General features: G+C 33.0%; 25 protein-coding genes. 12 read left to right on the forward strand and 13 right to left on the reverse strand.

The features are described from left to right. Positions 1 to 2 precede the first annotated feature (2 nt). The 3 genes from BUB42_RS04480 to BUB42_RS04490 all read right to left on the reverse strand — a co-directional run bounded on the left by BUB42_RS04480 (position 3) and on the right by BUB42_RS04490 (position 3,301). A complete protein-coding gene (locus BUB42_RS04480; RefSeq protein ID WP_073017628.1) occupies positions 3 to 1,223 on the reverse strand; it encodes a DUF1015 domain-containing protein in 1,221 nt (406 codons plus the stop codon). Between the two features lie 77 nt (positions 1,224 to 1,300). Beyond that, positions 1,301 to 2,188 carry a 3-hydroxyacyl-CoA dehydrogenase family protein gene (locus tag BUB42_RS04485; protein WP_073017630.1) on the reverse strand — a complete coding sequence of 296 codons (888 nt, stop codon included), beginning with the start codon at positions 2,186 to 2,188 and terminating at the stop codon, positions 1,301 to 1,303. Positions 2,189 to 2,335: 147 nt separating this feature from the next. Then, entirely contained in the window at positions 2,336 to 3,301 is a 966-nt protein-coding gene (locus BUB42_RS04490; RefSeq protein WP_073017632.1) for a Gfo/Idh/MocA family protein, read from the reverse strand. Between the two features lie 154 nt (positions 3,302 to 3,455). Here BUB42_RS04490 and BUB42_RS04495 point away from each other — a divergent pair, with 154 nt between their 5' ends. Continuing rightward, on the forward strand, positions 3,456 to 4,097 hold the full coding sequence (locus BUB42_RS04495) for a protein-L-isoaspartate(D-aspartate) O-methyltransferase (RefSeq protein ID WP_073017634.1): 642 nt from the start codon (positions 3,456 to 3,458) through the stop codon (positions 4,095 to 4,097). Positions 4,098 to 4,143: 46 nt separating this feature from the next. Here the strand turns inward: BUB42_RS04495 and BUB42_RS04500 are convergent, their stop codons facing one another. The 3 genes from BUB42_RS04500 to BUB42_RS04510 form a co-directional block, all read right to left on the reverse strand. Then, positions 4,144 to 5,193, reverse strand: a complete 1,050-nt coding sequence (locus BUB42_RS04500; RefSeq protein WP_073017635.1) for a Fic family protein — start codon at positions 5,191 to 5,193, stop codon at positions 4,144 to 4,146. A gap of 87 nt (positions 5,194 to 5,280) precedes the next feature. Next, positions 5,281 to 5,733 carry an SsrA-binding protein SmpB gene (gene smpB / locus BUB42_RS04505; protein ID WP_073017636.1) on the reverse strand — a complete coding sequence of 151 codons (453 nt, stop codon included), beginning with the start codon at positions 5,731 to 5,733 and terminating at the stop codon, positions 5,281 to 5,283. Between the two features lie 86 nt (positions 5,734 to 5,819). Continuing rightward, a complete protein-coding gene (locus tag BUB42_RS04510) occupies positions 5,820 to 6,305 on the reverse strand; it encodes a phosphoglycerate mutase family protein (protein ID WP_073017638.1) in 486 nt (161 codons plus the stop codon). A 48-nt stretch (positions 6,306 to 6,353) separates the two neighbouring features. Between BUB42_RS04510 and BUB42_RS04515 the strand changes: the two genes are divergently transcribed. After that, entirely contained in the window at positions 6,354 to 6,584 is a 231-nt protein-coding gene (locus BUB42_RS04515) for a VF530 family protein (protein WP_073017640.1), read from the forward strand. A gap of 1 nt (position 6,585) precedes the next feature. Here BUB42_RS04515 and BUB42_RS04520 read toward each other — a convergent pair whose 3' ends face one another. The 3 genes from BUB42_RS04520 to BUB42_RS04530 all read right to left on the reverse strand — a co-directional run bounded on the left by BUB42_RS04520 (position 6,586) and on the right by BUB42_RS04530 (position 8,668). After that, on the reverse strand, positions 6,586 to 7,137 hold the full coding sequence (locus tag BUB42_RS04520) for a DUF3575 domain-containing protein (protein WP_073017642.1): 552 nt from the start codon (positions 7,135 to 7,137) through the stop codon (positions 6,586 to 6,588). A gap of 117 nt (positions 7,138 to 7,254) precedes the next feature. Then, the gene (locus tag BUB42_RS04525) at positions 7,255 to 7,803 is read right to left on the reverse strand and encodes a GNAT family N-acetyltransferase (RefSeq protein ID WP_073017644.1); all 549 of its coding nucleotides are present in this window, start codon (positions 7,801 to 7,803) and stop codon (positions 7,255 to 7,257) included. A 10-nt stretch (positions 7,804 to 7,813) separates the two neighbouring features. Beyond that, complete coding sequence (locus BUB42_RS04530) at positions 7,814 to 8,668, reverse strand: aldose 1-epimerase family protein (RefSeq protein ID WP_073017646.1); 855 nt, start codon at positions 8,666 to 8,668, stop codon at positions 7,814 to 7,816. 177 nt (positions 8,669 to 8,845) lie between these two features. Between BUB42_RS04530 and BUB42_RS04535 the strand changes: the two genes are divergently transcribed. Continuing rightward, the gene (locus BUB42_RS04535; protein ID WP_073017647.1) at positions 8,846 to 11,113 is read left to right on the forward strand and encodes a M1 family metallopeptidase; all 2,268 of its coding nucleotides are present in this window, start codon (positions 8,846 to 8,848) and stop codon (positions 11,111 to 11,113) included. 72 nt (positions 11,114 to 11,185) lie between these two features. Here BUB42_RS04535 and BUB42_RS04540 read toward each other — a convergent pair whose 3' ends face one another. Next, positions 11,186 to 12,226, reverse strand: a complete 1,041-nt coding sequence (locus tag BUB42_RS04540; RefSeq protein WP_073017649.1) for an agmatine deiminase family protein — start codon at positions 12,224 to 12,226, stop codon at positions 11,186 to 11,188. A 2-nt stretch (positions 12,227 to 12,228) separates the two neighbouring features. Continuing rightward, a complete protein-coding gene (locus tag BUB42_RS04545) occupies positions 12,229 to 13,116 on the reverse strand; it encodes a carbon-nitrogen hydrolase (protein WP_073017650.1) in 888 nt (295 codons plus the stop codon). A 298-nt stretch (positions 13,117 to 13,414) separates the two neighbouring features. Here BUB42_RS04545 and BUB42_RS04550 point away from each other — a divergent pair, with 298 nt between their 5' ends. From BUB42_RS04550 to BUB42_RS04560, 3 genes are all read left to right on the forward strand, one after another. Beyond that, positions 13,415 to 13,696 (forward strand): hypothetical protein, encoded by a 282-nt coding sequence (locus tag BUB42_RS04550; protein ID WP_073017652.1) that lies wholly within the window; start codon positions 13,415 to 13,417, stop codon positions 13,694 to 13,696. 398 nt (positions 13,697 to 14,094) lie between these two features. Next, positions 14,095 to 14,382 carry a nucleotidyltransferase family protein gene (locus BUB42_RS04555; protein WP_073017654.1) on the forward strand — a complete coding sequence of 96 codons (288 nt, stop codon included), beginning with the start codon at positions 14,095 to 14,097 and terminating at the stop codon, positions 14,380 to 14,382. Beyond that, positions 14,372 to 14,716: a HepT-like ribonuclease domain-containing protein gene (locus BUB42_RS04560; protein WP_073017656.1), complete on the forward strand. Its 345-nt coding sequence runs from the start codon at positions 14,372 to 14,374 to the stop codon at positions 14,714 to 14,716. Before BUB42_RS04555 ends, BUB42_RS04560 begins: the two co-directional genes overlap by 11 nt. 147 nt (positions 14,717 to 14,863) lie before the next feature. On the opposite strand, the gene clpB is transcribed toward BUB42_RS04560, so the two are convergent. After that, positions 14,864 to 17,476 (reverse strand): ATP-dependent chaperone ClpB, encoded by a 2,613-nt coding sequence (gene clpB, locus BUB42_RS04565; protein WP_073017658.1) that lies wholly within the window; start codon positions 17,474 to 17,476, stop codon positions 14,864 to 14,866. A 141-nt stretch (positions 17,477 to 17,617) separates the two neighbouring features. Here clpB and ytxJ point away from each other — a divergent pair, with 141 nt between their 5' ends. The 6 genes from ytxJ to BUB42_RS04595 all read left to right on the forward strand — a co-directional run bounded on the left by ytxJ (position 17,618) and on the right by BUB42_RS04595 (position 23,799). Next, positions 17,618 to 18,007, forward strand: coding sequence for a bacillithiol system redox-active protein YtxJ (gene ytxJ, locus BUB42_RS04570; protein ID WP_073017660.1), 390 nt, complete (start codon positions 17,618 to 17,620; stop codon positions 18,005 to 18,007). A gap of 428 nt (positions 18,008 to 18,435) precedes the next feature. Further along, on the forward strand, positions 18,436 to 19,575 hold the full coding sequence (egtB, locus tag BUB42_RS04575) for an ergothioneine biosynthesis protein EgtB (protein ID WP_073017662.1): 1,140 nt from the start codon (positions 18,436 to 18,438) through the stop codon (positions 19,573 to 19,575). 15 nt (positions 19,576 to 19,590) lie between these two features. Beyond that, positions 19,591 to 19,872 carry a DUF427 domain-containing protein gene (locus BUB42_RS04580; protein WP_073017674.1) on the forward strand — a complete coding sequence of 94 codons (282 nt, stop codon included), beginning with the start codon at positions 19,591 to 19,593 and terminating at the stop codon, positions 19,870 to 19,872. 20 nt (positions 19,873 to 19,892) lie between these two features. Further along, entirely contained in the window at positions 19,893 to 21,260 is a 1,368-nt protein-coding gene (locus BUB42_RS04585; protein WP_073017676.1) for a mercuric reductase, read from the forward strand. 4 nt (positions 21,261 to 21,264) lie between these two features. Further along, a complete protein-coding gene (locus tag BUB42_RS04590; RefSeq protein ID WP_170857185.1) occupies positions 21,265 to 22,758 on the forward strand; it encodes a BCCT family transporter in 1,494 nt (497 codons plus the stop codon). A gap of 48 nt (positions 22,759 to 22,806) precedes the next feature. Beyond that, on the forward strand, positions 22,807 to 23,799 hold the full coding sequence (locus BUB42_RS04595) for an L-histidine N(alpha)-methyltransferase (RefSeq protein WP_084118291.1): 993 nt from the start codon (positions 22,807 to 22,809) through the stop codon (positions 23,797 to 23,799). Between the two features lie 237 nt (positions 23,800 to 24,036). Here the strand turns inward: BUB42_RS04595 and argH are convergent, their stop codons facing one another. Beyond that, complete coding sequence (argH, locus tag BUB42_RS04600) at positions 24,037 to 25,323, reverse strand: argininosuccinate lyase (RefSeq protein ID WP_073017680.1); 1,287 nt, start codon at positions 25,321 to 25,323, stop codon at positions 24,037 to 24,039. Positions 25,324 to 25,376: the final 53 nt, after the last annotated feature.

The following is a 25,376-nucleotide window of genomic DNA, read 5'->3' on the forward strand; positions in this document are numbered from 1 at the left end:
ACCTAAAGTTCGTAGATGACTAGTCCGCTTCTGAATTTAGGTTCGATGTAAGTACTTTTTGGTGGCATAATTTGGTTGGCGTCAGCAAGTGCTTTAATTTCTGCAATGTTAGACGGAAATAAAAGGAAACCAACTGCAAATTCGCCTTGATCAATTTTGTTTTTCACTTCTATTACAGCTTGTTTACCGGAAAGATACTCAATTCTTTCGTCGTTGCGAAGGTCTTCAATTCCTAAAATAGGCAGAAGTACATTTTTGTATAAAATTTGAGTATCTAAACTTTCTAAAGGAGTACTAAAATGCATATCATCTTCTTTTAAAACTAAACTATAAAAGTCATTGTCAAGATACATTCCAAACTGATGTTTTTCCTCAGGTTCAAATGGTTGTTGAAATCTATTTTCAACACTAAAATTCTTTTTTAATGCCTTTATGAATTCAGATTTCGAGTAACCATTCAAATCTTTTATTAAACGATTGAATTCATATATTTTGACGTTATTTTCAGAGATCAAATAACTAAGAATGTGATTTTTAGAGGTGTTTTCTAGTTCATCATTTTCTTCTGCAAGTAGTTTCAACGCTTCTGTTCTATGGTGACCATCAGCAATATAAAGATGTTCTGTTTTTTCAAAAATATTTTGCAGCCAATTTATTTCTAAACTATCTTCAATTTTCCACAAATAATGAATTTCTTTTTTAGTGGTCGAAAATTCGAAATCGGCTAACTTTTGACAGCAGTTAAAAATCCAGTCTTCAATGATTTTATTATCTGGATATGTCATTAATACAGGCTCTGTATTAAACTCGGCATATTTCATATAATCCTTCAAGAGTTGTACTCTAAAAGCAAGTATGTCTTCGTGCTTTTTAATAATGTTGTTGCAATAATCTGTGACACTTGTTCCTGCAATTATTCCAGTAAAGGAATGTGTTTTATTCACAATTTTATGAATATAAATGGCAGGCTTGTTGTCTTTTATTAAAATAATTTCATCTTTAAATTCCTGATATTTTTGATGTACTTGTCGGTATCTTTTTTCGAAAGAAACTGTTTCTTGATTAGTATAAGCGGGTTTTAAAATATGTAAAAAGGATAATGGATTAAAATCTAGCTGCGCTGCTAGCTCAGCATTTACGTACTCTTCATACGAACGACAGGTTACAAGGCAAACCTTATCTCGTGTTGGTCGCACAGCTTTAAAAGGAACTATTTTAGCCATAAATTAATTAAACATTGAAAGATTATAAGCTGAAATTTTAAAAAAAATAATTAATTTCAGGCTTTTAATTGTGGAGCCTACAAAAATTGTTTTGAAATTTTTTCTGCTTTTTTACTTTCAGAATAATCATAAAAACCCGCACCAGATTTAACGCCCATTTTTCCAGCACGCACCATATTTACTAGTAATGGACAAGGGGCATATTTTGGATTTTTGAAGCCGTCATACATTACATTTAAGATTGCTAAACACACATCAAGACCGATAAAATCAGCAAGTTGTAATGGTCCCATGGGATGACCCATACCCAATTTCATTACAGTATCAATTTCATAAACACCAGCAACCTTATTGTACAATGTTTCAATTGCTTCGTTGATCATTGGCATCAAGATTCTATTAGCAACAAATCCAGGATAATCGTTCACCTCCACTGGCGTTTTTCCTAATTTAGAAGATAATTCCATGATACTTTTTGTCACTTCGTCTGAGGTATTGTAACCCCGAATTATTTCAACTAGTTTCATGATTGGTACAGGATTCATAAAATGCATTCCTATGACTCTTTCTGGATGTGATACAACCGCTCCTATTTGTGTGATTGAAATTGAAGATGTGTTAGTCGCTAAAATGGTATCATGAGAGCAAGCTTCATTAAGTTGTTTGAAGATATTAAGTTTTAATTCAACATTTTCTGTAGCTGCTTCTACAACTAAATCGACCCCTACAACACCATCTTTAATATCAGTGTAGGTAATTATATTAGTGATTGTTTTTGCTTTATCGTCTTCTGTTATTGTTCCTTTTGAAACCATTCGGTCTAAGTTTGCAGCAATAGTTGCCATTCCTTTATCCAATGATTTTTCTGATACATCAATTAATTTTACGGTAAAACCGCTTTGAGCAAATGTGTGAGCGATTCCGTTACCCATTGTTCCTGCTCCAATTACAGCTATTGTTTTCATAAAAATTCCCCTAACCCCGCTACAATTGGGGAATTCCTATTAGGGGTAAATAGGTTGATAAATGTTGTTTTTAAATAATTTAGATCTGAAATTGTCTACAATTTATTGTTTTCGTAAAGACATTCCGGCAGACAGTATAAAGTACTTTTATTTCTTAAAGCAATCAATAATCTGATATGCTACTCGTAAAGCTTCTGTAGCATCTTCCAAAGTAACGACAGGTGTGGAATTATTGTTTATTGCATCGGAGAATGATTCGAGTTCATCAAGTATGGCATTATTTTGCTCTACATCGGGATTTGAAAAATAGATTTGCTTTTTTATTCCTTCTGCATTTTGCAAAATCATATCGAAATCACCAGGTATTTCAGGTGCATCTTTCATTTTTACTACCTCACATCGCTTTTCTAAGAAATCAACCGATATGTACGCATCTTTCTGAAAAAAACGAGATTTACGCATATTTTTCATTGAAATTCTGCTGGCAGTTAAATTTGCTACGCAACCATTTTCAAATTCAATTCGCGCATTCGCAATATCTGGAGTATCACTAATAACGGAAACTCCACTTGCACTGATATTTTTCACTGGCGATTGTACCACGCTTAATATCGCGTCAATGTCATGAATCATTAAATCCAAAACTACCGGAACATCAGTTCCACGAGGGTTAAATTCAGCTAAGCGATGCGCTTCAATAAACATAGGATTCTCAATCATACTTTTAGTGGCGATGAAAGCAGGGTTGAAACGCTCTACATGACCAACTTGACCTTTAACATTATATTCTTTTGCTAAAGAAATAATTTCCTCGGCTTCTTCAATAGTATTTGAAATGGGTTTTTCTATAAATACATGTTTGCCTGATTTGATAGCAACTTTGGCACATTTGTAATGGGAAAGAGTTGGTGTTACAATGTCAATTACGTCAACTGCATGAATAAGAGTGGCAATTGTGCTAAAATGCTTGTAGCCAAATTCTTTTGCAACTTTTTCAGCATTTTCTTGATTTGGATCATAAAAACCAACTAATTCGTATTTTTCCGATTGCTGTAATAAGCGTAAATGTATTTTTCCTAGATGCCCAGCACCTAATACTCCAATTTTTAGCATAATGATATTCTTTCTACAAAAATAGGAATAAATATTAAAATTCAGTTCGATAAATACTAGTTTTTAATTAAATCGATAAGTCAAAGAAGTGTGATTTACTATTTGTTTTTTGGCATTTTAACGTCTATTTTTACCAAAAAAACAACATTCAATTTTGGAAGATAAAGCCAGACATCAAGGACTTCGGAATCAATTAGTAAGCGTTTTAGAGCAAAAAGGCATTACTGATAAGAATGTTTTGGATGCGATAAAAAAAATACCGAGACACTTATTTTTGGACTCCAGTTTTGAGGTACACGCTTATCAAGACAAAGCTTTTCCCATAGGATCTGGTCAAACTATTTCTCAACCTTATACTGTAGCTTTTCAATCGCAACTACTTGAAGTCAAAAAAGATCACAAAATTCTAGAAATAGGAACAGGATCTGGTTATCAAACTGCAGTTTTATGTAGTTTGGGTGCTAAAGTTTTTAGTATAGAAAGACAAAAAGAATTGTTTAAGCAAACTTCTAGTTTGTTTCCAAAACTCAATATTCGACCTAAGTATCTTTCTTTTGGAGACGGTTACAAAGGTTTACCTAGTTATGCTCCATTTGATAGCATTATTGTCACAGCGGGTGCTCCATTTATACCGCAGCCCTTGATGGCACAACTTAAAGTAGGAGGTAGGCTCGTTATTCCACTAGGTGAAGATGTTCAAATTATGACATTGTTAATTAGAGTTAATGAGACTCAGTTTGAAAAACATGAATTTGGAGAGTTTCGATTTGTGCCGCTATTGGAAGATAAAAATTAGAAATTTATGATTTATTTTGTAGACATATAAGCGTCTGTAAAATAGTTTAGTGACTAATTTTATTAATATATTGCTCCAGACTTTCTTTTTCCGTTCGAGCAATCAATAGCACAAAATCTTCTTTTACTTTTTTGGTCTGGGTTATTTCTAATGATTGATGATATTCCATTTTGCTATTGGAATCACCTTTTATATTTGCAATTGTATAACCGTTTTGGAGTAAGATTAAGTTCATAATCAACCGAGAAGTTTTGCCATTACCATCAATAAATGGATAAATTGTCACTAAACGCTCATGAATTTCAGCAGCTAAAACTATCGGATGTAATTTACTTTTATTGGTTTCAAACCAAATAAATAATTCGTCCATTTCCTTTGTAATAAGCTTTGATTGCGGCGAAAAATTTGTATTGTCTTCAACTTTGACTATAACTTTTCGATATTTTCCAGCATCTTCGGGGTGAATACCTCTCAAAATTAAATTATGAATGGCTAATATATCACGCTCATTTATTGAAGTACTTTTTAAAGCTAAATCTTTAATAAAAGCAATAGCCTCCTGATGATTTACAGCTTCAAGATGCTCACGCATGCTTTTCCCGGCGATTGTTAAACCTTCATTTATCACTAAAGTAGTTTCACGAAGTGTCAGTGTATTTCCTTCAAGACGATTACTTTCAAAAGTGTATTCTAGTTCTAAATCTTGAGTTATTTGATAGTTGTCATCTTGGTTTAAGGAATCTAGTCTTGCTTTTAAAGTATCTATTTCAGCTAAAAGTTTATGCAACTTGGAAGACAATTTTGGATTAGAAGGTTTACTTTGAAATCGAAGTTCTTCCTCAGCAGCCATTAAAGCTTGCAGTGCAAATTCATCTTGACCTATTTCATGGAGGATTTTCTCTTTTAACCAAGCTATCATTATCGTTTCAAAATCGATTTCTAATAATGAAGCTAATTTAATAACCTGATCTTTTGTCGGTTTGCGATTACCACTTTCAAATTTACTGATCAAAGCTTGGTCAATGCCTAAAATTTGAGCTACTTCTCTAGTTTTAAAACCCTTTGCCTCTCTGGCATTTTTAAGTAATGTTTTCATTTTTTAGAAATTAAAATTCAGGTCATGACTTTTTAGGTCATTATATCTACACAAAAAAAAGGAGAAATTTACTTTCTCCTTTTTGATTTAAAATGCTTTCTTTATTCGATCAAGATCTCGTTTTGTATCTTGTTCTTTCAACGATTCGCGTTTATCGTAGGTTTTCTTTCCTTTACAGAGACCTATTTGCAGTTTTGCCAATCCCTTTTCATTTGTAAACAATTTCAAAGGAACTATCGTAAGTCCTTTAGCTTGAACGCTTTTTAGTAAACCTTTCAATTCCTTTTTGTTTAAAAGTAATTTTCGCTCGCTTCGCGCTTTGTGATTGAATTGGTTGCCAAAAGTGTATTCCTCGATGTAAGTATTTATCGCAAAAAGTTCATTGTTGCTAAACTCACAAAAACTCTCAGTTATATTAGCTTTTCCTAATCGAATAGACTTTATTTCGGTGCCAGCTAAAACGATTCCCGCAGTAAACGTCTCGATAATTTCGTAATCGAATTTAGCTCTTTTATTAAATATATTTATTGTTTTAAGCATAGTTTTGCAAAGGTAGGATAAAAAATAAAAATTGGTAGAATGAATAATAGATTTAGTTCTTACACAATTTAGTTAACAAGAATTATTTATCGTAATTTTAATAATTGATGATTTATTTTATCATCACAAACAACCACAATATAAAGATTTCCAAATGTTGCATCTGCAATGTCTGAATATATTTTTTCATTTATAATTTGATTTACAAAATTGGGTATCGAATTGCTATGTCCCACAATCAAAACCTTTTTACCAACATTCTCCTTCTTAAAAGATTCTATGCTTAAAGTTTTTGGCTCGTATAATTTAATAGCAATTTTTTGAGTTGCTGCAATGGGAGTTACCGTTTGCAGAGTTCGTTTGTAATCAGTTGAATAGATCGCATCAAATTTAATTTCAGCAAATATGTTGTCATAAAGTCTTGCTCTTTCAAAACCAACTGTTGATAAATCAGGATTTTTGGAAGCATCCACTTTTTCGGCATGACGAATAAAATAATAAGTGGTTGTATTGTTTTGACCAAAACTTATTTGGAAAATTAAAAATAAAGCTATCAATAAATATTTTTTCATTTTTTCGAATTTAAAAATTGTTGATTCTCATTTATATATATTTGCACAATGGAAAATACAAAGTCAAAAGATCCGCTTCACGGAATTACTTTACTCAAAATTCTCGAGCAGTTGATTGATCATTATGGATTTGACACCTTAGGAGAATTAATCAAAATTAAATGTTTCACTGATAATCCAAGTTTAAAATCGTCATTGACATTCCTGAGAAAAACGGATTGGGCAAGAAAGCAAGTAGAAGAATTATATGTCGAATCAGTTCATAAATTTAAAGTTTAAACTATTCAAGGCTGTAGGAAACCATAACTCCGCCACGATATGGAAGCCATTCCCCACTTTTATTATAGTTTTTAGCGCTTTCATAGCGTTCTCCTGTAGTTAAATTATAGCCTTTATAAAACCCTTGATGATTTCCTCCTCCTATAAAACAATCTAGCATAAACCGTTTGTTTATTTTTGTTTGGAAACCTATAGTTGCTCCCATAACGTATCCCAGCCCTTTTTCATAAAGATCAGTATTTAAATAATTCCACTTTTGAAAATTAAACAAGGTCATACCTACATGTGCTCCAACATAAAATCCATTGTATTTTTCTTTAAAATGATAGCGGTACTCAGGGATGAACATATAAAATTCTCTAGGTTTTCCGTTGATTGATTTCCAAGGGGAAGCTAAAATATCAAATTGAAAGGTTGATTTTTTTCCAATACTTGTTTCAATACCAATATTAGGAATTGTTAATAAGGTAGTAAGCGCATTCACTTTGACGTAAGTTTGGCTTTGTGATAAAAACGGTAAAATAAGAACTGACAAAACGAGCAATTTTTTCATAGTAAAGATTTTCTGCAAATTTTAATGGTGTCGATTAAAATCTGCGACTGCAAATGTAAATATTAAAGAATTATTATTTTATTCTTTGTCTTGATAAATAACGTCATTATTAAATTTTTATTTATTTAAAAGTGAATAAATAACAGAGTCTAAGTACCGACCATCAAAAAATTCATTTTCTTTCAAATGTGCTTCCTTAACAAATCCATTTTTTTCTAAAACTTTAGCCGAAGCCAAATTTTCAGGATCAATAACTGCTTCAATAGAGTGCAATTTCATTGTTTCAAAGCCATATTTTATAACTGCTTTAATTGCTTCGGTTACAATTCCTTTACCATTAAATTCTGGAAGAATCATATAGCCAATTTCTGAACGATGATGTTCTGGTTTCATGCGATAGTGGCCTATTATTCCAATTAATTGTGGATTATCTTTTAGTGTGATTGCCCAATTTATACCTTCATTTGCTTCAATTTTATCATTAATCATAGCAATGTGATCCAAATCGTCCTGGTCAGTTTTCACTAATGGTCTCGGAATGTATTTCATTGTTTCAGGATTTGAACGTAGTGTAATTACCTCTTTAAGGTCATTATTTACTACTCTTCTAAGCAGTAAACGTTCTGTTTCTAAATTTTGAAAAGGAGTAAAATTTATAGTGATCATCAATTATTATTTAATTTAAAATTTCAATACTAAATTTGGACTTAAAAGTTTCTGCGACATTCAAAATTTGAATTCCTTCTTTATCAAACAGATTTCCCGAGCTTTTGACAGTGTCAGAATACCCAAACCACGGTTCGATACATATAAAGGGCGCATTGACTTTCGTCCAAATTCCTAAGCTGGGAAAATCTTCAAAATTTACTTTTAAAAACGGTTTTTGATTTTCCAGAATGGTAATCGAATTCGATCTGAGTTTTTTAAAAATTAATGCATCATTTTCAAATAACGTGTAATTTAAAGGAACTTGCTTGTCATGATGTATTATTTTTTTAGTTACATCAGAAATGAGATCATTTTCTAAAAGGTGGTAATCTAACGATTCCTCTTTTTCAAATGCCAATGAATAATTTGTAAAATCATTTGGTAAAGCAAAAGCAGGATGCGCTCCAATAGCAAATGGCATCTTGTTATCTCCACTATTTATAACTTTGTATTCAATAATTACGCTAGCATCAACTATGGTGTAGATTAGTTGCAGTTCAAAATCAAATGGAAATAGCTTCAAAGTTTCTTCAGAAGATCGCAACGAGAAAGTAACACTATTTTGTACTTGATCTAGTAATTTAAAATCCATTTCTCGTGCAAAACCATGTCGGAGTAGAGTATATGTTTTACCGTTAAGTTGGTAACAATTATTTTTCAAAGTTCCTACAATTGGAAATAAAATAGGCGAGTGTTTCCCCCAAAAATTAGGATTCCCCTCCCAAATATATTCTTTGTTATTTTGATCCGTCAGAGAACATAGTTCTGCTCCAAGACTTTTAATTGTAGCTGTTAATACCGAATTAGAAATAGTGATTATCAAAATAGTATTTGTTTATGTTGCGCTTTAATTCATCTTGTAAATATATCTTTTTTAAATAAAACGAAGATTATTTAAATCCTAATTTTCCTAAAACTTTGCTAATTTTCATACAATTATAAAAATTTACGTTTAGCATTTAGAATATTTTTCATTTATTTGCTGGATAAATTTAAATAGATGAAAAACTTTCGTTTCGCAGCTGTCTTGCAGTTTGCTTTTATTTTCGGATTTAGTTCTGTATCGGCGCAACAGAAACCGAGTGATGCAACACCAAAGACCATATCAAATTACGATTATCATGACGCCTTTTCTCCGTTTTTTTATTCCAAAAATGGAACTACTACACGCTCTGCAAGTGGTCAGCCCGGAGCTGAATATTGGCAAAATAGAGCTGATTATCAACTCACGGCAAAATTAAATGAGGCTAATAATGAAATTGTTGGCTCAGGAATTATAACTTACACTAACAACAGTCCAGATAAATTGTCATTTGTTTGGATGCATTTAGACCAAAATTTATTTAAAGCTGATTCTCGTGGAAACGCTGTTATTCCATTAACTGGAAGTCGCAATGGAGCTCGTGGACAGGTTTTTGATGGAGGTCACAAAATAAAAGCAGTGAAAGTAATCAGTACTGTAAAAGGTAAATCGTCGGAAACTGACGTAAAATTTTTAATTACTGATACTAGAATGCAAGTTTTTCTTCCGCAAGCATTAAATGCAAAAGGTGGTTCGATAAAGATCAAAATTGATTTTTCTTATATTTCACCAGAAGAAGGTTCAGATAGAACTGGTGTGCTAGAAACAAAAAACGGCAAAATTTTCACAATCGCTCAGTGGTATCCTAGAATGTGCGTTTATGATGATGTGCGAGGATGGAACGTAAATCCGTACCTTGGAGCATCAGAATTTTATTTAGAATATGGAGATTTTGATGTAAAAATAACAGTACCTTCAAATCATATCGTAGTTAGTTCAGGCGAATTACTTAATCCCACCGCGGTTTATTCAACAGTAGAACAGCAACGTTTAGCGCAAGCCAAACAAAGTGACAAAACAGTATTTATTCGCACCGCTGAAGAAGTAGAAAAGACATCGAAAAGTGTTTCAACGACTACTAAAACTTGGAACTATAAAATAAAAAATGCGCGTGATTTATCGTGGGCATCTTCGGCGGCATTTATGTTAGACGGTGCAAAAATAAATTTGCCTAGTGGTAAAAAATCATTAGCGTTATCAGTTTATCCTGTTGAAAGCGCTGGAAATGCAGCGTGGGGACGTTCAACGGAATACACAAAGGCTTCAATTGAAAATTATTCTAAACGATGGATGGAATATCCCTATCCTGCAGCTACGAATGTTGCTGGAAACGAAGGTGGGATGGAGTATCCTGGGATCGTTTTTTGTAGTTGGGAATCTAAAGGAGCAGATTTATGGGGCGTTACAGATCACGAGTTTGGACACATTTGGTTTCCTATGATTGTGGGTTCTAATGAAAGAGTATTTGGCTGGATGGATGAAGGATTTAATACTTTTATTAATTCATTAAGCTCTGCTGATTTTAACAACGGAGAATATAAGGAACCAAAAGCTGATATGCATCAAAGGGCGGAATATTACACGAATCCAGCCCTTGAAACAATTATGTCTTCGCCAGACAATGTTAAGGAAGCTAATATTGGACTTTTAAACTATTCCAAACCAAGTTCAGGTTTAATTATTTTACGCGAACAGGTGCTGGGAGCGGAACGTTTTGACTTTGCGTTGAAAACCTACATTGAACGCTGGGCTTATAAACATCCTCAACCTGATGATTTTTTTAGGACGATAGAAAATGTGGCTGGAGAAGATTTAAGTTGGTTTTGGAGAGGTTGGTTTCAATACAACTGGCGTTTAGATCAAGGAATTAATTCAATCAAATATGTAAAAAATGACCCAAAACAAGGAGTTATAATTACAATTGAAAACTTTGAAAAAATGGCAATGCCAGTAAATTTAGATGTGAAAACTAAAAGTGGAAAAGTAACTCGTGTTAAGTTACCCGTCGAAGTTTGGCAAAGAAACAAGGAATGGTCATTTAAGCATGATTCTACAGAAGAAATTGATAGTATCACGATGGATCCTGAAAATGCATTGCCGGATAGCAATACTGCTAATAACAGCTGGACTTCTGACAAAGGATTGATTGAAAAAGATGTAATCTTAGATGGATTTATAGGAACTTATTCTACTAAAATGGCACCTATAAAAATCACCTTTTCCGAGAAAAATAGTGTCCTTAAAGTGCTGATTACAGATTATCCAAGTTTCTCTGTTGAAAACATTGGAAAAAATAAATTTGAATCTAAATTAGCGGGTCTTAAATTTGAGTTTAACGATAGTTTAGATGGATTTGAAATGTTAATCCCTGACGGACAAAAAATAGCATTTACAAGAGATAAATAATATACAATAAAGCTCAATAATGAAAAAGACTTGCATTCGATAATAGAATGCAAGTCTTTTTTTATATATAATCTAAACCGGAATTTGCTGGCTCAAACAATGCAGCGTTCCAAAACCCCAAATAAAATCAGTGCAATTGATTCCAATAATTTCTCGATCTGGAAAACATTCTGACAATATGTTTAGGGCAACGCGGTCATTAGCATCATTGAAAGTAGGAACCAAAACACAATTGTTTAAAATCAAGAAATTAGCATAACTAGCTGGCAATCTAAGACCATCAAAATCTATTCGTTTTGGCATTGGCAGAACAACAATAATTGGAGATTTTCCATCTTCTAGCTTTGCATTTTGTAGCCGTTTTAAATTATCTTGTAGCGGTTTGTAGTTATGATCTTTCGGGTCGGTTTCCACAATTGTAACAATAGTATCTTCATTTACGAATCGGCATAAATCATCAATATGTCCATGCGTATCATCGCCTTCAATTCCATCACCAAGCCAAATAACATTGCTAATTCCCAGATATTCTTTAAAAACAGCTTCGTAATCTGCTTTAGTAAAATTTGGATTGCGAACTTGAATATCGGGATGCATTAAACATTCTTCGGAAGTTAACAAAGTTCCTTTTCCGTTACTGTCAATTGCGCCACCCTCGACAATTACTGGTTTTCCTTTATACATCACTTGCGTAACAGGAATATTTAAGAAATTGCCAACTTTACTAGGAATAAATTTGTCTAATTGGATGTTTTTATATTTGGCCCAACCATTGAAATTAAAGTTCAAAGCCTCTAGTTCATTCCCTTTTTTAACAATAATTGGTGCTGAATCGCGCATCCAACTCCGATTCGTTTTATGAACGATATAAGAAATATTTGAAAGATTAATTTGTGCTTTTTCCAGCATTGAATTTACTTTTTCTTCATGACTTTTATCAGCAACGATTAGAAAAACGGTTTCAAAAGTGGCTACTTTTTTAATAAATTCTACAAAAGCCCATTGCACTGCTTCATATTTTCCGGGCCAATCATTACCATTGTGCGGAAAACAAAGTAAAATTCCTTGTTGCTTTTCCCATTCAGCGGGGAATCTTCTGTTGTTTGTATCCATGATCAATCTATTGCTCTTTTTGTAATATCTTCAAAAGCGTCTATTCTTCGGTCTCTAAAAAACGGCCAGTTCTGGCGTACGTTTTCTTGTAAGTCTAAATCGACTTCGGCAATTAGGATTTCTTCTTTGTCGTGAGAGGCTTGCGCCAAAATTTCGCCTTGTGGTCCCGCAATAAACGATGCACCCCAAAACTGGATTCCATCTGTATCAGGTAAATATTGTTCTAAACCAATTCTATTTGCTGCGGCTACATAAACTCCGTTAGCAACTGCATGTCCTTTCATTACGTTCATCCAAGCACCGTATTGATTCTCGCCATATTGCTCTTTTTCTGCTGGATGCCAACCTATAGCTGTTGGGTAAAATAAAACTTCGGCACCTTTCAATGCTGTAATTCGAGCCGCTTCTGGATACCACTGATCCCAGCAAATTAATGTTCCAATTTTTCCTTTCTGAGTTGGAATTGTTTTAAAACCTAAATCTCCAGGTGTAAAATAAAATTTTTCATAGAAATGAGGATCATCCGGAATGTGCATTTTACGGTATAATCCCGCTTCTGATCCATCGATGTCAATAATATAAGCACTATTGTGATAAATTCCAGCCATTCGTTTTTCAAAAAAAGGAACAATAATTACAACCCCCAACTCTTTTGCTAGAGCACTAAAAGCAATGAATGAAGTGCTGTACAATGGTTCTGCTAATGCAAAATTATCGACATCTTCACTTTGGCAGAAGTAATGACTACTGTATAATTCAGGTAACGAAATTACTTCTGCACCAAGATTTGCTGCGTCACGTACCCATTTTAAACATTTTTTAAGGTTGTTCTCAGCAACATCGTTTAAATTTAATTGAATGACTGCTATTTTGTATTTCTTATTTGGCATGACTAAAAATTTAGGTGCAAAAATAGTTATTTTAAAGAAGAGTAGAAAATAGTGAAACTGTGATTTATCGGTTTTATTTGGTGCACTTTGACATTTATTGATTTTGGTTGACATCAAGCCGCACAGAATTTAATTAATAAATAGTCAGAAGTACGTTTCCCAAAACTCGCATTAACAAACATTAATAAAAAATTGGCAGAAATAAAAGTACCGGATTATATTTTTGCCTAAAATATTAGCAGTTGGAATGAACTTCGACCGCAATAATCCACTAAAATATTAATAAATTATACAAATTATGACAACTGAATTCGAGATCGTTGATAAAGAGCATATTGCAATTCTTAAATTTCCGCAAACTGATGTTCTTAGTGATGATGAAGAAATAAAAACGAGATTAGGCGAAATCAACAGAGCTTTATCATTGGGAAATTTAGAGCATTCAAAATTAAAAATTTACTTTGAAGACTCTGAATCTAAGAAAGTTGTCGACACGACAGTTTGGGGAGTTACAGATAAAAATGTAATCCTAAAACAGGGCGTGCTGATTCCTATTCACAGAATTCATAAATTGTTCTAAATTTTTTATAAATAAAAATTTTTCAATAGAACTACAAATTCTAAATATAGTCACCAGCCCTTTGGCTGGTGATTTAGTTATAATAAAGAAGTTTATAATTAACTAAAAACTTCTGTTTGATTTCTAAAAAATAATTTTCCAAAAAAAGCGTCGATGAGAACAATGCATTCAGTAGTTGTTTTGCCGGATAATATTTCTTTTGACATCTCATTTTAAAGATTTTACTAAATGACTCTTTTCTAGGATTTGTATTAAATAGAGGATAATATTTTCACTAGTCCCGATTTTAATTTATAGAATCTTTTTGGAGTTTAAACGGCTGAATAAGTGCTAGCAGGAATTGATCATTGTGCATCGTTATTCGGATTTTCAAACACAATTTTAATTACATTTGTAGTATGTTATCAAAAAGTCAATTACATATCATAATCGAAACTTTAAAACCCTATCATCCCAAAAAGATAGGATTGTTTGGCTCTGTGGCTAGAAATGAAGAAAACATAGAAAGTGATATTGATATTCTTTTTTCTTTGCATAAACCTATTGGATTGTTTACGCTATCCAAAATTCATTTTGAGTTAGAAGAAAAATTACATAGAAAAGTAGATTTAATTTCTGAAAATGGCTTAAATAAATTTATCAAGGAAAAAGTATTAAAGGAAGTACGATATTTTTATGAAAACTGAAAAATATAAAATCTATTTTCTTCATATCCTTGAAGCTATTGAAAAATTAGAGTTGGTTGCCAGTACAACAACAAAGGAAGAATTTTTAGAAGATTGGCTTAAACAAGATGCAGTTCTTAAAAATTTTATTGTAATTGGCGAAGCTATTGCGCAGATAGATGAAGAAATAAAACAAAAATTTCCTGATGTAGATTGGCGTGGAGCGAAATCCATGCGTAATTTTATTGTGCACGAATATTTTTCGGTTGATAATAGTTTTGTGTGGGAGACAATTTTTGAAACTATGCCTGATTTCAAAATTCAAATAAGCGATATTCTTAATTCGTTAAAATAAAAAAAAAGCAACATTAATATTACAAATTAGCACAAAGTATATTCGGAGTCAGTAAATTTATTTAAAATCTTTTTATGTCCTTGATTACACTTTGCGCTTCTGTTTTTATTCAAAATTGTATACTTTCCGTTTAAAAGTGGTGCAATTTTAGAACAACTCGCTTTGATTTCTAAAAACTAATTTTCCGTCAAAGGCGTCGATGAGAACAATGCTGTCTGTTGTAATTTTCCCTGAAAGAATTTCTTTCGATAATTCATTTAAAATATCCCTTTGAATCACGCGCTTAACTGGTCTTGCTCCAAATTGTGGATCGTAACCTTTTTCAGATAAATATGCAATGGCTTCTGGAGTCGCACCCATTGATATTCCTTGTAATGCAAGCATTTTTGTTACACTTTTCAGTTGGAGTTCTACGATTTTAGCTATATTTTCTGTCGTAAGAGGTGTAAACATTACAATTTCATCAATTCGATTGATAAATTCAGGTCGGACGGTTTGCTTTAAAAGTGCTAATACTTCGACTTTTGCCGCCTCGATAGCCGCTTCGACGTTTCCTTTCATCCCGAAGTCTCGGGAATCAAATTTCTCTTGAATAATTTGGCTTCCCATATTAGAAGTCATAATAATAATAGTGTTTTTAAAATCAGCCAATCGACCTTTATTGTCTGTCAATCTTCCTTCGTCTAATACTTGCAACAAGATATTGAACGTATCAGGATGTGCTTTTTCAATTTCATCAAGCAAAATCACTGAATAGGGTTTTCTGCGCACGGCTTCTGTTAGTTGTCCGCCTTCGTCATAACCTACATATCCGGGAGGCGCCCCCACTAATCGGCTTACGCTATGACGCTCCTGATATTCACTCATATCAATACGAGTCATCGCATTTTCATCGTCAAATAAATATTCGGCTAAGGCTTTTGCTAATTCCGTTTTTCCTACTCCTGTTGTTCCAAGGAAAAGAAATGTTCCCACTGGTTTTTTCATGTCCTGTAAACCAGCTCGACTTCGGCGTACAGCATCACTGACAGCCTGAATTGCTTCTTCCTGACCTACAACGCGATGATGTAATTCGTCCTCTAATTTTAGAAGTTTTTCTCGTTCTCCTTGTAGCATTTTCATTACTGGAATCCCTGTCCATTTGGCAACGACCTCTGCAATATCCTCTCGAGTAACTTCCTCTTTTATTAACGAAGTTCCTGACTGATTTTCTTGCAATTGTTTGACAAGTACTTCTAATCTTTCTTGTGCTTCTTTAATTTTTCCGTATCGAATTTCGGCTACTTTTCCATAATCGCCATCTCGTTCGGCGCGCTCTGCTTCATATTTAAAATCTTCAATTTCTGTTTTTACGGCTTGGATATTATCAACTACATCTTTCTCTGATTTCCATTTGGCATAAATTTCGTTGCGATCTTCCTTAAGATTTGCCAAATCCATTCCCAAAATTTTGAGTTTACTTTCGTCTTTTTCACGTTTAATAGCTTCAATTTCAATTTCTAACTGCATGATTTTTCGATCTAAAACATCGAGTTCTTCAGGTTTGGAGTTTATTTCCATACGCAGTTTTGAAGCGGCTTCATCCATTAAATCAATCGCTTTGTCTGGTAGAAAACGATTAGTAATATAGCGTTGTGACAATTCAACTGCGGCAATAATCGCATCATCTTTAATCTGAACTTTGTGATGTGTTTCATATTTTTCTTTAATTCCGCGCAATATTGAAATAGCACTTTCAGTATCTGGTTCCACAACTACTATTTTTTGGAAACGTCTTTCAAGAGCTTTATCTTTTTCAAAATATTTTTGGTATTCATCTAATGTTGTAGCTCCAATTGCACGAAGTTCGCCACGAGCCAAAGCAGGCTTTAAGATATTAGCTGCATCCATTGCACCTTCGCCACCACCAGCACCCACTAAAGTATGAATTTCGTCAATGAATAAAACAATATCTCCTTCGGCAGAAGTAACTTCTTTTACCACTGCTTTTAAACGCTCTTCAAATTCTCCTTTGTATTTGGCACCAGCAATTAGCGCTCCCATATCAAGAGAATAAACAATTTTATCTTTTAAATTATCAGGAACATCACCATCAACAATTCTATGTGCTAATCCTTCTGCGATGGCCGTTTTCCCTACACCTGGTTCGCCCACTAGCATTGGGTTGTTTTTTGTTCTACGCGTGAGGATTTGTAACACTCTTCTAATTTCTTCATCACGCCCAATGACTGGATCAAGTTTACCAGCGCGAGCTAGTTCATTCAAGTTTTTAGCATACTTGTTTAAGGAATTATACGTTTCTTCTGCAGATGCGGATGTCACACGCTCTCCTTTTCGCAATTCTTCAATAGCAGCTTTCAACCCTTTTCCAGTCACTCCTTGATCTTTTAAAATTTGTGCTGCTTTAGTTTTGGAATCAAAAATGGCTAAAATTAAGTGCTCGATCGAAACGAATTCATCGTTCATTTTTTTAGCAATTATTTCCGCTTCATTAAGTGTTGTATTTGCTGTTCTTGAAAGCATTAATTCGCCACCAGAAACTTTTGGAAAACTTTGAATAGTACTATCCAATATTTGGATAAATAGCGGAACATTTACATTCAGCTTTTTTAGGATAAAAGGGGCAACATTTTCGTCAACCTCAAAAATGGCCTTAAAAATATGTTCATTTTCTATTTGCTGCTGATCGTGGCTTTGCGCCAATTGTTGCGAAAGTTGTATTGCTTCCTGTGACTTTATTGTAAATTTATTTATGTTCATGATTTTAATTGTTTCGTTAATTGATTAACTTTGAAAATTAATGTTCAATATATATTCCATCACAACAGTACAGACAAATTGTCAGAATTTAGATGATTGTTATCATTTATTAATGTCGAATTGTCTTAAAATAAAACAATTATGAGTTTTTTTAAAAACATTTTTTCTGGTTCTAGCGAAACAGGAATAAACGAAAATAAGTGCAACTGGACTGAATTAACTGATTTAGGGCAATTGAATGAAATTATCACTTTATCAAATGAAAAACCGGTAGCTATTTTTAAACACAGTACACGCTGCAGTGTAAGTAGAATGGCTTTGAAACAGTTTGAGAAGGAGTTTAATATCGCAGATAAAGTTACTCTTTATTTTTTAGACCTGATTGAAAACAGAGCTATATCTAATGAAATTGCAACACGGTTTAATGTTGCGCATCAATCACCACAGTTACTTTTAATAAAAGAAGGAAAAGCAATTTACCACGTTTCTCACAGTGATATTGACGCCGAGGTTTTGAAAGATAAAGTATAGTTCTTAAAAACTGTAGCCAGCTTGCCACGAGTTTATTAATTATTTATTAATTTCTAATCCCGTGGCTTTTTCTATTACAAAAGCTATAATTTTATCTGTTTGTTTTGTTTTTAATCCGTTTCTAAAATTACTTTTTTTGCTTTTTACAACTGTTCTTCTCCTTCAATAGCTTTTTTATTTTAGTTAAAATTACAAAACCATTTCATCTTTATATTTTCAAATACTTACTCAAAATTTTTCATTTTCATTTTGTTTTCGAAAACTTATTGTTTTGATACCTCATTCTACGTTTTCTTAATTGTTTCATAATGGTTGATCAAAATATCTTAATCGTAATTATATAAAAAAAATCTTTAAAAATATAATTTTTAAGAAAATTCATTTACCTAACTTACGCAATATTAAGTTTATACATAATTTAATTGAGTATGGGTGACCGTTTTTTAAAAATTAGAGAAAATTCAGAACAGCTTTGTAAACCTTTAATGATCGAAGATTATTCGCTTCAAGCGAGTGAATTTGTATCTCCGCCAAAGTGGCATTTAGCGCATTCCACTTGGTTTTGGGAAGAATTTGTGTTGACAAAATATGTCGAAAACTATGTTCTTTACAATGAGGATTTTCATTTTTTATATAACAGTTATTACAATAATGTTGGTAAACGTGTTTTGCGTCCAGCGAGAGGTTTAATGTCTAGGCCTACGGTTGCTGAAGTTTATAAGTATAGAAAATATGTTACTGCTGCTGTAATTGCTTTTTTAAATACAAATCCAAAGAAAGAGATTTTAGATATTATTGAAATTGGTATCAATCATGAAGAACAGCATCAAGAACTTTTGGTTTACGACATTAAATATATCTTAGGAAATCAGCCTACCTTTCCTGTATATCAAGATAGTTTTAAAACTAAAGTTATATCGCATGCAGCTGGTTTTATCAAGATTGACGCAGGTTTGTATCAAATAGGTCATCAAGGAAATGGTTTTTGTTTTGATAATGAATTAGAGAGTCATAAAGTGTATGTAAATGATTTTGAAATTAGTAATACGCTAGTTACCAATCAAGAATATTTAGATTTTATTTTGGCTGGAGGCTATGGAAATTTTAATTTTTGGCACGATGACGGTTGGAGTTGGATAAATAGTAATAAAATTGAAGCGCCACTATATTGGTACAAAATAGAGAGTGAATGGTGGAATTATACTTTAAATGGTTTAGAGAAAGTAGTTCTTGATTTACCTGTGATGCACATTAGTTTTTATGAAGCTTTTGCATACAGCGAATGGAAAGGCTGCCGTTTACCAACCGAATTTGAGTGGGAAATTGCAAGTGATAAATTCCAGTGGGGACAATTGTGGGAATGGACAAATAGTGCCTACTTAGCTTACCCAGGATTTAGTAAATCACCCGGCGCGCTTGGAGAATACAACGGTAAGTTTATGATTAATCAAATGATCCTTCGAGGAGCATCGGTAGCAACTCCAGAAGGACATAGTCGAAAAACATATCGCAACTTTTTTCCTCCAGATATGCGTTGGCAATTTGGCGGGTTGAGACTAGTAAAATAATTAAAAATCAATATTATGAAAGCAATATTTAACAAAGTAGTGATTGCTCAAAGTGAGCATCCTGTGGTGATAGAAGGAAATTATTATTTTCCGCTAGAAAGTGTCAATATTGATTATTTGAGCGAAACGAGTCATCATTCGACTTGCCCATGGAAAGGAGAAGCTTCTTATTACACTGTAAAAGTTAATGATGAAATTAGTGAAAACGCGGCTTGGTTTTATAAAAATCCTAAAGATGCGGCTAAGGAAATAAAGAATCATGTAGCATTCTGGAAAAACGTTTCGGTTGAAAAATAAATTTTTAATTTATAATGCAGATGAAAAAGTTTGATTTTGTAATTATCGGTAGCGGGCAAGCGGGAGTACCTTTGGCATTTAGCCTTTCAAAAAAAGGGACGGTGGCAATTATAGAGAAAAGTTTTTTAGGTGGAACTTGCGTTAATAATGGTTGCGTTCCTACAAAAGCTTATGTGGCCAGCGCACGCAGGATGTGGGATAGCTTGCATGGTGAAGAAATGGGAATTGAGATTCCAGCTGGCGCAAAAGCCAATCTTGAAAAAATAAAAGAACGAAAAGATATTTTAGTAAAAGGTTCCCGAAAAGGAATTGAGAAAAGTATTGCCAGTAATGACAAGATCACTCTTTTTAAAGGTGAAGCGCATTTTATTTCTAATAATGAAATTGCGATTAACGATGACACAATTACCGCGAAACAAATTTTTATAAATGTGGGAGCGAGGGCAATGATTCCTTCAGATTTTACGCACGTAGATTATTTAACTAATATCGATATTTTAGAGTTGACAAAATTACCTGAGCATTTAATAATTATTGGCGGAAGCTATATCGGTTTGGAATTTGGACAAATGTTTAAGCGTTTTGGTAGTAAAGTAACAATCATTGAAAGCGGGGATCGACTCATTAGTAAGGAAGATGAAAATGTAAGCAACGCAATTGCTAAAATTTTGCAAGATGAGGATATAGCAATAGAGTTTAATGCTAAAGAAATAAATGTAACTCAGGATAGTAACGTAATTCTAGTAAAAGTAAAAGGATCCGATAAAGAAATTACTGGCACTCATTTACTTCTAGCTGTAGGTCGGGCACCAAACACAGACACATTACAGTTAGATAACACCTCAATTATCTATGATGAGAAAGGATATGTTGCCGTAGATGATTATTGCAAAACGAACATAGAAGGTATTTTTGCGATAGGCGACTGTAACGGAAAAGGTGCGTTTACTCATACTTCTTACAATGATTTCCAAATTGTAGAGGAGTATATTCTTGGAGATAAAAAAAGGAAAATTAGTGACAGAATTACTACTTATGGATTATTTATAGATCCACCATTAGGAAGAGTAGGGTTGACAAAAGCGGAAGCAGAGAAAAAAGGTTTTTCCATTTTGACAGGGTACAGGCCAATGAATAAGGTGGGTCGTGCTAATGAAAAAGGAGAAACTAAAGGTTTTATGGAAGCAATTATTGATGCGAAAACTAAACAGTTCTTAGGCGCTTGTGTTTTAGGTGTAGGTGGTGATGAAATCATAAATGGAATTACAAATTTGATGTATGCAAAACAACCTTATACGATTTTTAGAGATGCAATTCATATTCATCCTACCGTTAGCGAATTAATACCTACCATGCTAGAAGATCTACAACCAACTACTAAAGGATAATATTTTGATCACAAAATTATACGGTCATTCACGGCCAAGTAGCTTATTATTTTACGGCGCACTATTTGGCTTATTTTTCTTTCTGACTGGTTTATTTGCACCAGCATTTTTATCACAAGTATTGAATAAAGTAAACCAAAATTTATTAACTGTCTTTGGCACCTATTATTTATGGGTTGGCTTGATTACAGTCATAGCAGCAGTGGCTATTTTATTTATGCCTTTGCGAAAGCAGCGTTTAGGAGATGAAAAACCCGCTTTTTCTTATTTCAGTTGGGTTGCTCTTTTATATAGCACTGGAATGGGTTCGGGATTGTTGTTACGCGCAGTTCAAGAGCCTGCATACTATCTCAACAATCCTCCTGTTGCCACCGCTAATAATAAGGTCACGGCTTTACAATACACTTTTTTTCATTGGGGTTTTACACCGTGGGCCATGTACAGTTTATTTGGATTGATTGTGGCTTACAATCTTTATGTAAAAAAAGTCCCAAATTTATTAGATGCCATTGTTCCTTACACTAAAAGTAAAATGATAAAATTCATAGCTACACTATTTATTGTTTTAATTACAATAACCGGAGTTATAGCATCAGTAGGGTTAGGCACTGCCCAAGTTGTAAATGGGATACAGTATGCTTTTAAAGTGGATTTTGGTACTAATTTTTTATTATTAATGGTTGTCTTTATCGGAATTATAGCTACCTATTCAGCTTTGACAGGAATAAACAAGGTGATCAAATTTTTAGCTGATTTTGATTTTACATTTTCAATTTTACTAATGTTGTTTATCGGTTTTTTTCTTAATTTTAATTCTTTTTTGTACCAAACTGCTTTAGCTTTTTATAATTATGTAATTCATTTTTTTGAAATGAGCCTGTCATTTGGAAGCTTTAAGACCTCTGAAATTTTTACGCAAGAATGGACCGTTTTTTATTGGGCCTTTTGGTTAGCTTGGGTTCCATTTACGGGAATTTTTATCGCTAGAATATCAAAAGGTAGAACGATAAAAGAGTTTTTAATCACAACGATTTTCGTTCCAACAATAGCAACCGTTATTTGGTTTTCCATATTTGCAAATTCAGCTTTTAATATAATTTCGATGGGAGATAAGACACAATTTGATACGATTTTCAGTTCATTATTTATTTTTTTAGAGCATTTTCCGTTTCAGTACATTACCTTTTTTATCGCTGGATTATTGGTGCTTATTTCCATTATAAATTCTGTGGATTCAGCCATCTTTGTATTAGGAATGTTCAGCGATAACGGAAACGAAAACCCTTCTAAAAGGCATAAACTAGGCTGGGGATTTATAATAACAGCTACCGCACTTGGACTTACTGCTATTGGAACTAATGAATTACTCAATGGGATAAGTAATTTATTAGTGATTATGGCTTTACCTTTTAGTTTTTTATATGGTTCTATTATTTTTTTATTTTTTAAAAATATAATTATAAACAAAGAATCTTCAAGTCAAATAAGTAAGCATTGAGTTAGTGTTTGAGCATTGTAAATGTTAAATATTTTAAACCAAGTAAAGATGAGCGAGACAAAAATAACAAAGAAAAAAAAACACGATAATAGCATTATTAACCACTTTAAAAAAGAGGTTGATGAAGGATTAAGTAACGCAGAAAAGTCTTTGCCTTCAAAGTATTTTTATGATAAAACTGGAGATGCTCTATTTGTAAAAATCATGCATTTACCAGAGTATTATGTAACACGATCAGAACACGAAATTTTTAAAACGCAAAGTCAGGTCATTATTAAAGCGTTGCAGCTTAATCCCGAAACTTATTTTGAATTAATTGAGCTTGGTGCTGGCGATGGTTTAAAGACCAAGGAATTGTTAAGAGAATTAATCCAATTCAACTATAGGTTTGAATATATGCCAGTAGATATTTCTCAAAACGCTTTGGACAAATTGGAAACGAATTTAAATCACGAATTACCAAAATGCAAAATTACTAAAGAACACGGCGATTATTTTGAGGTTTTAGAATTATTAAAAGAAAATATGCATCCAAAAGTGATTTTGTTTTTAGGGTCAAATATTGGAAATATGCCTGATGCTGTTGCTACTGATTTTTTGTCGAAATTAAGCGATAATTTACAAAAAAAGGATAAGTTATTTTTAGGAGTAGATTTAATTAAACCGGCCTCCATTGTGCTTCCTGCTTACAATGATAGCCAAGGAATTACAGCGGCTTTTAACCTAAATTTATTAGATAGAATAAACAGGGAGTTAGAAGCCAATTTTGATTTAAAATTTTTTAAACATCAACCTGAATATAAGGAGAGCGACGGAATTGCTAAAAGTTATTTGGTTAGTACCAAAGCGCAACAGGTTTACATTGCTCGACTCAACAAAAGGTTTGATTTTTATAAAGGTGAACGGATATTAACAGAAATATCCAGAAAGTATAATGATACGATCTTAAACTCAATTTTAAGTAAAACCGATTTTGTAATTAAAGGTAGAATAACAGATAGCAAAGCGTATTTTGCTAATTATATTTTAGAGCGGAAATAAAATGAAATATTGGATAAATTCAGTTGTTAATTTTGCAAGTTGTAAAGCTTTTTTTTAATTTAAATGTTATCTAGCTTTAATTTTTTAAAGTTGATTTTATTTACTTGACCGATCAAGTTGTTAAAATAAATTTTGATTAGGTTTCTCTAAATATAACTCTTAAAATTCAGTTTCATTCTGAAGTTATAAATAAAAAAAGCACTGTTATTTATAGTATTTTTTGATACGACAAGGTTATTACTTTTGATATGCTAACACCATCTTTTCTTTTATTTCTGCTAAACACAAATTATTAATACTTCCTTCGTGAGTATGTTTTGTTTTTTTTGGAGACTGGAATGACCCATTTTCTAATTGTTCTGCCACTAATTTATACGCATCTCTAAAAGGCACTCCTGCCACAACCATCTCGTTCAAGGCATCTACTGTAAACAAATAATTATATTTTTTATCTTCTAAAATATGTTCTTTGACTTTGATATCCTTTATTGAAAATATAGCAATATCTAAGCAAGCTTTTAAATTTTGAATGGCTGGAAACAAACCTTCTTTCAACAATTGTAAATCTCTGTGATAGCCACTTGGAAGGTTATTTGTTATTAATGTGATTTCGTATGGCAAGGCTTGAATTTTGTTACATTTCCCACGTATCAATTCAAAAACATCAGGGTTTTTTTTGTGAGGCATAATACTTGAGCCTGTTGTAAGGTGCGAAGGCAATGTAATAAAATCAAAATTTTGACTCATGTATAAACAAACATCCATCGAGAATTTAGACAAAGTTGCTGCGACGCTGCTCATGGCAAAAGCAACTATTTTCTCTGATTTTCCGCGACTCATTTGGGCTGCAACTGAATTGTATTTTAAGGTTTCAAAACCCAATTCTTGAGTTGTAAAGGTTCTATTTATAGGGAAAGAGCTCCCGTAACCTGCTGCTGAACCTAATGGATTTTGGTCCACAATTTTTAAGGCGGCATTTAGCATCGTGATATCATCGATTAACGTTTCGGCATAAGCGGAAAACCACATCCCGAAAGAAGATGGCATTGCAATTTGCAAATGCGTGTAACCTGGTAATAAAACATTTTGGTGTTTTTCTGCTGATTCCATTAGCAAATCAAAAAGGCTTTTTACTTGACGTTTAAACTCTAAAACAACATCCTTTAGATACAAATTGACATCCACTAAAACCTGGTCGTTACGCGATCGGGCGGTGTGAATCTTTTTTCCGGCATCACCTAGTTTTACCGTCAATAAATATTCGATTTTGGAATGTACATCTTCAAAACTGTCTTCGATTATGAAATTGCCTTTTTCGACATCTGCGATGATTTCTTCTAAAGCAACTACTAAGGACTCGGTTTCCCCGTTTGTAAGTAATCCAATTTGGCCTAGCATTTTTGCATGAGCGATTGAGCCTAATGCATCGTATTTGGCTAAAACTAAATCCAGTTCTCTGTCGTTTCCAACGGTGAATTGTTCTATTTGTTTATCGGTTGGTATTCCTTTTTCCCAAAGTTTCATAGTTTTATTTTTTTGTTGTAAGGACAATTCGTGAACTGTCTGTACTTATTGTT

The organism is Flavobacterium micromati (assembly GCF_900129585.1).
GTDB classification, from domain to species: Bacteria; Bacteroidota; Bacteroidia; order Flavobacteriales; family Flavobacteriaceae; genus Flavobacterium; species Flavobacterium micromati.